12 protein-coding genes and 1 pseudogene are annotated in these 10,453 nt (G+C 60.2%); 9 read left to right on the top strand and 4 right to left on the bottom strand.

Annotation, left to right across the window (positions count from 1 at the left end):
* Together VF436_RS03195 and VF436_RS03190 are read left to right on the top strand one after the other, a co-directional pair.
* The coding region (locus tag VF436_RS03195) for an AsmA family protein (RefSeq protein WP_330902535.1) at positions 1-986 on the top strand (986 nt) is incomplete at its 5' end.
* Between the two features lie 108 nt (positions 987-1,094).
* A complete protein-coding gene (locus tag VF436_RS03190) occupies positions 1,095-2,024 on the top strand; it encodes a DMT family transporter (RefSeq protein ID WP_330902534.1) in 930 nt (309 codons plus the stop codon).
* Positions 2,025-2,201: 177 nt separating this feature from the next.
* On the opposite strand, the gene VF436_RS03185 is transcribed toward VF436_RS03190, so the two are convergent.
* The 4 genes from VF436_RS03185 to VF436_RS03170 all read right to left on the bottom strand — a co-directional run bounded on the left by VF436_RS03185 (position 2,202) and on the right by VF436_RS03170 (position 5,929).
* The gene (locus VF436_RS03185; protein ID WP_330902533.1) at positions 2,202-2,810 is read right to left on the bottom strand and encodes a cytochrome c; all 609 of its coding nucleotides are present in this window, start codon (positions 2,808-2,810) and stop codon (positions 2,202-2,204) included.
* Positions 2,811-2,831: 21 nt separating this feature from the next.
* On the bottom strand, positions 2,832-3,716 hold the full coding sequence (locus VF436_RS03180) for a copper resistance protein B (RefSeq protein ID WP_330902532.1): 885 nt from the start codon (positions 3,714-3,716) through the stop codon (positions 2,832-2,834).
* The gene (locus tag VF436_RS03175) at positions 3,713-5,416 is read right to left on the bottom strand and encodes a copper resistance system multicopper oxidase (RefSeq protein ID WP_330902531.1); all 1,704 of its coding nucleotides are present in this window, start codon (positions 5,414-5,416) and stop codon (positions 3,713-3,715) included. The genes VF436_RS03180 and VF436_RS03175 overlap by 4 nt, the downstream gene beginning before the upstream one ends.
* Positions 5,417-5,575: 159 nt before the next feature.
* Complete coding sequence (locus tag VF436_RS03170) at positions 5,576-5,929, bottom strand: hypothetical protein (RefSeq protein ID WP_330902530.1); 354 nt, start codon at positions 5,927-5,929, stop codon at positions 5,576-5,578.
* Positions 5,930-6,009: 80 nt separating this feature from the next.
* Between VF436_RS03170 and VF436_RS03165 the strand changes: the two genes are divergently transcribed.
* From VF436_RS03165 to VF436_RS03135, 7 genes and pseudogenes are all read left to right on the top strand, one after another.
* Positions 6,010-6,882 (top strand): 23S rRNA (adenine(2030)-N(6))-methyltransferase RlmJ, encoded by an 873-nt coding sequence (locus VF436_RS03165; RefSeq protein ID WP_330902529.1) that lies wholly within the window; start codon positions 6,010-6,012, stop codon positions 6,880-6,882.
* A gap of 20 nt (positions 6,883-6,902) precedes the next feature.
* Complete coding sequence (locus VF436_RS03160; RefSeq protein ID WP_330902528.1) at positions 6,903-7,046, top strand: hypothetical protein; 144 nt, start codon at positions 6,903-6,905, stop codon at positions 7,044-7,046.
* A gap of 12 nt (positions 7,047-7,058) precedes the next feature.
* Positions 7,059-7,565 (top strand): Slp family lipoprotein, encoded by a 507-nt coding sequence (locus tag VF436_RS03155; RefSeq protein WP_330902527.1) that lies wholly within the window; start codon positions 7,059-7,061, stop codon positions 7,563-7,565.
* Between the two features lie 25 nt (positions 7,566-7,590).
* Positions 7,591-8,499, top strand: coding sequence for a cation diffusion facilitator family transporter (locus VF436_RS03150; RefSeq protein WP_330902526.1), 909 nt, complete (start codon positions 7,591-7,593; stop codon positions 8,497-8,499).
* A gap of 158 nt (positions 8,500-8,657) precedes the next feature.
* Positions 8,658-8,894: a hypothetical protein gene (locus tag VF436_RS03145; protein WP_330902525.1), complete on the top strand. Its 237-nt coding sequence runs from the start codon at positions 8,658-8,660 to the stop codon at positions 8,892-8,894.
* A gap of 13 nt (positions 8,895-8,907) precedes the next feature.
* Positions 8,908-9,918, top strand: a complete 1,011-nt coding sequence (locus VF436_RS03140) for a radical SAM protein (protein WP_330902524.1) — start codon at positions 8,908-8,910, stop codon at positions 9,916-9,918.
* A gap of 211 nt (positions 9,919-10,129) precedes the next feature.
* Positions 10,130-10,453, top strand: a pseudogene (locus tag VF436_RS03135) (hypothetical protein); the annotation flags it as partial.

Below are 10,453 nucleotides of genomic sequence, written 5' to 3'. Positions count from 1 at the left end.
AATTCTCTGACCTCGGCTCACTGGTCGGTGCCGACTCGAAGGAAGACAAAGCCAAGCGTGGCGACGCCACGCCGCAACCGGCCGATAAGGCGCTTCCGGTCGAGCCGTTCCGCACCGACCGCTGGAAGGCCATGGACGCGGACGTCACCTTCAGCGGCGCACGTATCGTTCGCGACGCCAACCTGCCGATCGACAACCTCGAAACGCACGTGGTGCTCGACGACGGCAAGCTGCATCTCGATCCCTTGAGCCTGGGCATGGCCGGGGGCAAGGTGAGTGGACTGATTCACCTGGATGGTAGCCAGGTGCCCATGCGCGGTCGGCTGGACCTGAAGGCCCGTCACCTGGAGCTCAAGCAGTTGTTCCCGAACTTCCAGGCCATGAACAGCAGTTTCGGCGAGATCAATGGCGACATGGCAATGACCTCACGCGGCAATTCCGTGTCCGAGTTGATGGCCACATCCAACGGCGAGGTCAAGCTGCTGATGAACAATGGCGCCATCAGCAAGACTCTGCTGGAGACGGCTGGCTTGAATGTAGGCAACATCGTCATTGGCAAGCTGTTTGGCGACAAGACCGTCAAGATCAACTGCGCGGCCTCGGACCTGGTTGCTGCCGACGGCCTCTTCCAGACCAAGCTCTTCATTTTCGATACCGAAGATGCCCTCATCGACATCAAAGGCAACGTCAACTTCACCAACGAGCATCTGGACCTGGACGTCACTCCGCATACCAAGGGCCTGCGTATCTTCTCGCTGCGTTCGCCGCTGTATGTCAAAGGCACGTTGAAAGACCCGAGTGTCGGGGTGCACTCGGCTGGCCTGATCCTGCGCGGCGGCGGCGCGTTGGCGCTGGGTGTGTTCGCCGCCCCCGCCGCTGCCCTCGCTCCCCTGATCGTTCCCAGCCGCGGGCAAGAAGACAATGCCTGCATCGGGGTGCTTGACCAGATGAAGAATACGAGGGTGGCCGTGCCGAAGGGGAAGTGACCGGGCCGCTCCTGTGAGGTCGCTTGCCTGTCAAGCGACCTCACAGGGAGCGCGAGCGAGCGCCAACCCCCAGGTACAATACGCCGCCTCCGCCGCCCCAAATTCCTCATGCTCCCCGCCGTCAAAGCCCGCCTCCAGATCCATTTCTGTGTCCTGCTTTGGGGCTTTACGGCCATACTCGGTAAGCGGATCACGCTGCCGGCCATGCCACTGGTGTGGTGGCGCATGTTGCTGGTGAGTGCCGCCCTGCTGCTGGTGCCACGGGTATGGCGAGGGTTCAAGGCCATGCCCGTGCGCCTGCGGCTAGCCTATGCCGGGATCGGCGCCATCGTATCGCTGCACTGGTTGACGTTCTATGCGGCGATCAAGTTATCGAACGCCTCGGTGGGCGCCACGTGCATCGCGCTCGGCCCGGTATTTCTGGCCTTCATTGAACCGTGGGTCGCCAGGCGGCGCTTCGATCCGCGCGAACTGTTGATCGGTGTCGCAGTGATGCCCGGCGTGGTACTGGTGGTCGGCGGTGTACCCATCGACATGCGCTGGGGCATCGCGATGGGTGCCTTGTCGGCGCTGCTCGTTGCCTGTTTCGGATCGCTCAACAAGCGTCTGGTGGATCATGGCGATCCTCTGACGGTGACGTGTATAGAGCTGGGTACCGGGGCCCTGTTCCTCACCGCGCTCTCTCCTTTGCTACCGCACGCCGGGCCGGCCTTCGTCATGCCAGGCCTGCACGATGGATTATTGCTACTAGCACTCGCCTTTGGCTGCACGTTACTACCCTTCGCGCTCGCGCTCGTGGCATTGCGGCATATGAGCGCATTCGAAACGCAAATGGTCACCAACCTCGAACCGGTATATGCCATCGTGCTCGCCATCGTATTGCTTGGCGAGCAACGCGAACTCAACGGCTGGTTTTACCTGGGTGTCGCCGTGATCCTGGCCGCGGTGTTTGTGCATCCATTCATGCACCGACGCCAGGGCCGCAGAGTGGATGGCGACCTGCTGGGCACAGCCGAGACGCACAGCATGCCTGATTAACGGTTTCCACATGCGTAGAAGTGACTTTGTCGCGATGCGACGAGGCCGCAGCCTGGAGGCTTTCACAGCCCCAGTCGGCGACTGGATCGCAGATTGCTTCGCGAATGAATCGCTCCTGCAACGGATGGCCATGTCGTCGGCTTATTGGCGATGCAAGACACGGCAAAATCATGCAACTCAGTGCGTTGACGAGGCAGATGCCGGCGTGGCAGGCATATCCATGTGCCCGTCGTGTTCATCGTGGTCGTCATGCCCATCATCGTGATGATGGCCGCCGCCATGTCCGTCGTCGCCGTGCGTGCCTGCCAATGAGACGAAAGCGTTTTCGTCCAGCTCGGGCAATTTGCGAATGAAGGCGACCATGTCCCAGATGGCATCGTCATTGTGGCTTACGCCCCATGCCGGCATCGCAGTGAGCTTGACGCCGTGCTTGATTACCCAGAACGCTTCGGCCGGGCGATCCGTTCCCAACTTGGCCAGATCCGGGGGCTGCGGGTAGAGGCCCTGGCGCAATTCGGTGCTGCGCATGCCGGGAGTCAGATGGCAAGCTGCGCACATCTGGGCGTAGTGATGCGCGCCCTCGCGAATGCGCGCATCGCTGTCGAGGTCGGAGGGTACGGCGATGTTGGTCGCCGCTTGTGCGATGGAACGTTCGCGCAGCGTCGCCAAGGCCTGGGCGGTGACCGTCCAGTGCGGCTTGTCCGCGCCGACGTTGTACATGCCGGAATAAATGAATGCGACACCGGCGATCAACAGGATCAGCAGTACCAGGAACAGCGCTCTCATAGTTCACCTTGGGTCATTGATTCAAAACCATAGCCGTACGCCGGCCAGCCATGTGGTCTCGTGTGACGCAACATCCATGGCACCGATTACCGGTTCGCCGGGCACACGGTGATACGCCCACGACACGCCAACATAGGGAGCAAAGCGTCGACTGAATTCATAGCGCAGGCGCAGGCCGACCTCGGCTTCGGACAAGCCAGATCGAATTCCGCGCGGTGCATCGTTACGCCCATACAGATTCACCTCCACCTTGGGACTGAGTATCAGCCGCTGGGTCAACAGCACGTCATAGCTGCTCTCGACCCGCAGAGACGTACGACCGCCCTCACCCAGGTAGAAAGTTGCCTGTGTATCAAACCAGTAAGGCGCGAGCCCCTGCACGCCAACGGCAAGCCATGACCGCTGCGGCCCCTGGCCCAGGTCATGCCGGATGCCGAGCTGGCCATCCCAGTAGGTGGTCCAGGCGTGACTCCACATGGCGTCGATACGCGCGTCGCGCGTCATCCCGCCCTCGTGCTCGCCTTCGCTGTATAGCCAGAGCCGATCGATGTCCGTGCCCCACCACGCTTGGCCCTCCCAGGCCCAGGCATTCGTACCAGTCGTGCCGCGCGCATATTCCAACCGGTCGACCAGCAACATGCCTCGCGTGCCGGTGTCGTGCATATCCATGGCATCGTCGTGCCCCATGGACATGCCATCGGGCATGACTTGCCTTGGTGGTGGCGGTGGCACATGATCGTTGACCGGTAGTTCGACAGGCGCTGCGTTGGTTGGCGCCACCGGTGACGGGTGTGCCATGTCCATTTCCCGCATGGACATATCATGCATGTCATGCATGGAGGCCTGCTGCGCTTGCGCCATCGGCACGACGGCCGCCAGCAGCGTCCATGTCGTAAGGCGCTTCATGCAACCACCACTTCGCGCATCATCCCCGCTTCCATGTGATAGAGCAGATGGCAGTGATAGGCCCAGCGGCCAATGGCATCGGCACTGACGCGATAGGCGATGCGTTGCGCAGGCTGAACGACCACGGTGTGTTTGCGCACCTGGAACTGCCCCCCAGGCGACTCCAGTTCGCTCCACATGCCATGCAAATGGATCGGGTGCGTCATCATGGTGTCATTGACCAGCACGAAACGCACACGCTCGCCATGGCGCAAGCGGATCGGCCCGCTATCGGAGAAGCGCCGGCCATCGAAAGACCATAGATAGCGCTCCATATTGCCTGTTACATGCAGGGTCAGCTCCCGATCGACGTCCGGCGAAATTGGCGCATCGACAGCATGCAAGTCTGCGTAGGTCAGCACGCGTCGACCGTTGTCGCGCAGGCCGACACCAGGATCATCCAGCGTGTTGCGCGGCGTGGGAACACGCATGTCGATTTCCGGCCCGTTGCCGCGCATGGCGGCAAGCATCGCGGCATCGCTCATGCCCGACATATCCATGCCGTGCATCGCATGCATGCCGTGGTGCATCTGGCCCATCATGTCATCCATGCCCAGGAGCGGGCGCGGGTCGAGCGAGGGTATCTCCGCGCTCATCTTTTCACGTGGCGCCAGGGTGGCGCGAGCAAACCCGGATCGATCCATGCTTTGCGCGAAGATCGTCCAGGCACGATCGGCGGCAGGCTCGACGATCACGTCGTAGGTTTCGGCCGTGGCGATACGAAATTCATCGACCGTGACCGGTTCGACCGGTTGCCCATCGGCAGCGACCACGGTCATTTTAAGGCCCGGGATGCGCACGTCGAAAAATGTCATCGACGAGCCATTGATGAAACGCAGGCGTACTTTTTCACCGGGGCCGAACAGGCCAGTCCAGTTGGCGGCCGGCGACGTACCATTGACCAGGTAGGTATAGGTCATCGCCGATACATCGGCCAGATCAGTCGGGTCCATACGCATCTGGTTCCACATGCGTCGTTCACTCAATGCGGCGGATATTCCCCGTGCCTTGGCATCGCGCAGGAAATCGCCCGCGGTGCGCTTGCCCAGATTGTAGTAATCACTTTGCTTCTTGAGATTGGCGAAGATCCGCTCCGGATCGGTATCGGTCCAGTCGCTGAGCAGGATCACATGCTCGCGATCGGCATGTTGCTTTTCCCCACCGCGCGGCTCGACGATGATCGGGCCATACAAGCCGGTCTGTTCCTGAAAGCGCGAATGACTGTGATACCAGTACGTGCCCGCCTGATTGACGGTAAACCGGTAGACATACTCGCCTCCGGGTGGAATCCCCTCGAAACTGAGGCCGGGCACGCCATCCATATCGGCCGGCAGGACAATGCCATGCCAGTGCACCGAACTGGTAACCGGCAGGCGATTGCGCACGCGGATGGTCACCGTGTCGCCCTGCTTCCAGCGCAGCAGCGGCGCAGGTACTTGCCCGTTGACTGCCGTGGCGATCCGGCGGCGCCCGGTAAAATCGACGGGCGCTGGGCCAATATCCAGTTCGAAATAGGTGCCACTCAGTTCCCTGCGCGGCACCCCGGCGGCCAGCGAACTGCCCGCGCTGAAAACGCCCAGTCCGGCCGCGGCACCGCCAAGCACCAGGCCCTGCACGAAGCGTCGTCGCGACCACAGGGGGTCGCATGCGTTGTTGTCCATCCTGTCCATCCCACCCAGGCCATGCCGGGCTACAAAACCAGCTATCGCGACGCCGTCCATAACCCCACATCCATGGGATACGACGGCTTCGAAAATGATTGGATCACGGCTGCGCCGACGGCTTGCACCATCAGCACGCAAGTACCGGACTCATCCAGCTCAGGTAATGGATGTCACCGCCGGAGGGCGCCATGGCGGCGTATGCGCGGCCCATGGCAATGGGAAAGACCGCAGCTGAGGCATCAGCGACGCCGGGACCGCGGAGGCCAGGCCCCAGGCGGGCCACTCGGGCAAGGCCGCCGGGGCGTGCGCGCACAGGCAATCGGCCGGCGCCATGCCGTCGTGATCATGCGCCTGGCGGTGCATCTGCCCGTGTGCCGAAGGCTGGGCGTGCATACCGGCACAACAATCAGGCTGGGCCCAGGCCATGTTCACCAGCGCCAGCCACGCACACAGCGCCCATGCCAGCATGGCGCGGGAGCGGCGGAAGGGCGTGAGCGAATGGCGGAACATCTAAGCGAGGATAGCCATCCGTTCAGGCCCGTCAACTCTGGATCAGGCTCCATGCGGGTCGCAGCACCTATACTTGTGCCATGAATTACCGCCACGCCTTCCACGCCGGCAACTTCGCCGACGTTCTCAAGCACGCCGTGCTCTTCGCGCTGATCGATGCGCTCAAGAGCAAGCCGGCGCCCTTCTGCTTTGTCGATACGCATGCCGGCAGCGGCTGCTATGCGCTGGACAGCACCCAGGCAGGCAAGACTGGCGAATACAAGGATGGCATCGCCCGCCTGCTGTTTCCCGACCTGCATGGAGGGAGCGCTGCTCCGTTGCCGGCCCTGCTACAACGCTGGCTGGACATGATCGTGGACCTGCCGGGCAATGAGGACGGCTTGCGGCTCTATCCAGGCTCGCCCTTGCAAGCGGCCACGGCGCTACGTGACGGCGATAGCGCCCAATTGTGCGAACTGCATCCGGAAGAAGCTGGCCGCCTGCGCGAGCTGTTTCGCCACGATGGCCGCATCCACGTGCATCAGCGCGACGGCTACGAAGGACTCAAGGGGATGGTGCCTCCGCGCGAGAAACGCGGACTGGTGTTGATCGACCCACCCTTCGAGGCGCAGGAAGACGAATACCGCACCATCGAACAGACGCTCAAGCAAACCCTGCTGCGCTGGCCCGGTGGCGTGTATGCCATCTGGTATCCGATCAAGCGGCGCAGCCAGGTGCAGCCGTTCCATCGCTGGTTGCAACACTGCGGCGCCAAACGCGTCCTGCGCGCGGAGCTGCTGGTGCGCCCGGACGATTCACCACTCCGTCTCAACGGTTCGGGCATGGTCATCGTCAATGCGCCCTGGAAGCTCGATGAGACCTTGCGCGAACCGCTGCGCGCATTGGGTCGGCTGTTGTCGCAGGATCGCCCTGCCCAGACACGGCTGGACTGGCTGGTCCAGGAAGCGCCCTGATGCCGACGATGGCGGTCAGCATGATGACGTTGCCGACCGCTGCCCTCGACGACATCCCGCTACACTGGGTCTTCGCCTCGACGCCAGGCAGACTGCTGGTCACTCGCCGCATACGGGTGGCGGGTGCCAACCTGGGGATGCGATCCCTGGCCACCATCACTTGAAGGAGCAGGTTCATGCGCTTTACGACATTGCTCGCTCGCCTGGTCGTTCCGGCCACCCTGTTGGCCCTGGTCGCCTGTGCGCCAGCACCCTTGTACAAACCCAGTGCCAACAACACGGTGGTCTCACCGGCGCAGGTATCGCAGACGCCTGAGCAATACAGCGGTCGCGACGTGATCTGGGGAGGGCGCATCGTGCAGGTCAACAACCTGGCCGATCACAGCGAAATCGAAGTGCTGGCCTATCCCCTGGACAGTTCGCAGCGGCCCAAGCTGCGCGGCAACGGCGATGGTCGTTTCATCGCGATCCTGCCCGGTTATGTGGAATCGATCGACTACCCGCCAGGCGCGCCGATCACCATCGCCGGGCAGCTCAATGGCAATCGCGCCGGCAAGGTCGGCGAGGCCGATTACGTCTTTCCGCTGGTGAAAGCCAGCCAGTCGCATCGCTGGACCGCCGAGGAGCTGCAAAGCGGCAAGGTCAGTTTTGGCGTGGGTGTCGGCGTAGGCGTGGGCCGCTGAGCGGCTGACCAGGGGAAAGGCTCAAGTGTCCGGTCACGCCAATTCGCTCAAGGCCGTCCTGCTCGCGCTGGGCGCCAATTTTTCGATCTTCCTGGCCAAGCTGGTCGCCGCGATATTCACCGGTTCGGGCGCCATGCTGGCCGAGGCGGTGCACTCGTTGGCCGACTGCGCCAACCAGGGCCTGTTGTTGATCGGCATGCGCCAGGCCAAGCGTCCTCCATCGGCGGATTATCCGCTGGGCTGGGGACGGGTCATGTATTTCTGGTCGTTCCTGGTCGCCATGTTGCTTTTCAGCGTGGGCGGCATGTTCTCGATCTACGAGGGCGTGCATAAGCTCAGCCACCCCGAACCGCTTAGCTGGCCCTGGCTGGCCGTGGGCGTGCTTGGCTTCAGTATCGTGGTCGAAGGTATCTCGATGCATGGCTGCCTGCAGGAAGTGAACAAGGCGCGCGGCGATCGCGGCCTCTGGCAATGGTTTCGCCAGACCCGTTCAAGCGAACTGCTGGTGATCTTCGGCGAAGACCTCGCTGCCCTCATCGGCTTGAGCCTGGCATTGGCCGCCGTCATCGCCACCATCCTCACCGGTAACCTGTTGTTCGATGCGCTCGGTACGATCAGCATCGGCATCCTGCTGGTTGTCGTGGCCGTTGCGGTAGCGAACGAAGTGAAGGCGCTGCTGATCGGCCAGGGCGTGGAACCGGAACGCCGCGAAGCCATGATCGCCTTCCTCAATGCACGTCCTGATGTGGACGCGGTATTGAACCTGCTGACCATCCAGATGGGCCCGGACGTCATGGTCGCCGTGAAAGCCCGCATGGCACCGGCTGCCGACCAGCGCAGCTTCATCCAGGCCATCAACCGCACCGAAGCGGCCATGAAGGAAGCGTTCCCAGATGTGCGCTGGAGTTTCTTCGAGCCGGATATCGCTGACTAGCCGGGAAGCTTCCGCGTACCCTGAAATCCGATCAGGCAATTCTTACAGCCCGACAAACCATGGCCCGCTTTTGCGGGCCTTTTGCATGCGCAAAACTAATCCAGCGGCCATCCTCATGAAACCGATGCATCGGCGGCTGGGTTATCTGGAGAGATTACATGGACAAAAAGCTGTCCCGCATCGATCCCGCGGGCATTTTCATAGATAGCGACGGCTCCATCTTCTTCCGCAACAAGCGTCTTGAAACATCCATCATCAGCCTTGAGTCCGCCGAAAAACCACCAGGCGTGAATACCGGCGCATGCAACAACGGCGGCAATTGCGGCGGCGACAACGGTGGAGATTGCACAAACGGGGGAGTTTGTAGCGGCTACAATTTTGGCGACTGCCAATAGCATGGAGACTCACATGAATCGTCTCTATGATGACCACGATATCGCCGAAGCCCTTTCGCCCAAAAGCCTGGAGCTAATCCTATTACCCACTGAAAAATGCAACTTCAGATGCACGTACTGCTATGAGGATTTCGTTCTTGGCAAAATGCCAGAAAATGTAATCAACGCAATAAAGAATCTCATAGAAAACAGAACTCCACACATCGACAATCTTTCGCTTTCCTGGTTTGGCGGCGAGCCCCTGCTGGCAAAGGACATCATCACATCGATCACCGATCATGCCCATGCGTGCTGCTCAAGGCATGGCACAAGATTCCATACCGCCATAACCACCAACGGCTTTCTTCTCACCCGCGAACTGGTGACGCAACTTTGCGAGAAATCCTCACTGAGTATGCAAATCACGTTGGATGGCTTCCGGGATTGGCATGACAAGACAAGGGTTCTTGCCAACGGCAGGGGAAGTTTCGACAAGTTGTGGTCAAACCTTAAAAGCCTGAAAACACTTGACTCGGACTTTTCGATCACCTTGAGACTTCATCTCCACTCGATGAATATTGACTCGATGAAAAATCTCTACAAGCTCATCGAGCAGGAATTCGGAAATGACCATAGATTCCACACATATTTCCACAAAGTAAGCGATCTCGGCGGAAATACCGTGAATGGCGCAACCCTGTTATCCAACAGCGACTATTTGTCTGCCATGGATGAAATTCGGGGAAAGACGAATCCAAACCCAGACCAACCGATTTCCGAACTTCATCTCAAAGGCTACATCTGCTATGCAGCCAGGCCAAACTCCTTGCTGATACGGTCAGACGGCACCATCGGCAAATGCACAGTGGCCTTGAACAGCGAAAAAAATCGCATTGGAAAAATCAATGACGATGGCTCATTGGTGATTGATCACGACAAGCTACACCCCTGGTTCTCCGGATACAGCGAACTGTCCAGGCCCACGCTCAGCTGCCCGCTGGCAACCATGAAGAGCCGGACTCATGCCATTCAAGATAAATCATGAATTGATTTTCATCGAAAATGACTCGTCCGTGCGCATCGCCGACGAGAAACTCGCCCACTCCATACGCAAAAGCCAGGAATCATCCCAGGAACGATCCCTTCTATTTTCCGAGAACCCGAACATCAGATGTAACAACAGCGGCGAATGCGCTGGCGAAAAAAACCTGGGCAATTGCATCAACACAGGCACCTGCATCTTCTAGAGGAACACCATGAAAAACATGAAACCAAGAAGAAATTTCCTGAAGAGTGCAAGCATCGGCGCCTTTTCAATGCTGATTGCCCCCGCCCTCTCCGCCTCGACTCAAGCAGATCGGGAGAGCTTCAACGTCCAGCCAAACGATGACATCCTGGATCTTTACCTAGTAAACGTCCGCTCCAGCCTGTATGAAATGGGCACGCAGATGGAGTTGATTCCTGGCGAGCCATCGGAACTCATACACACGGCTGACCGAGGCAATTTTCGCGTAAAAATCACTCCAACTGATCGCGCCAGTCGATTCGGAAAAGTCTACGACCTGACGCTCATGGATGAG

The organism is Dyella sp. (assembly GCF_036384435.1).
Taxonomy (GTDB): Bacteria; Pseudomonadota; Gammaproteobacteria; order Xanthomonadales; family Rhodanobacteraceae; genus GSA-30.
This window is presented reverse-complemented; position numbering and strand designations above follow the sequence as displayed.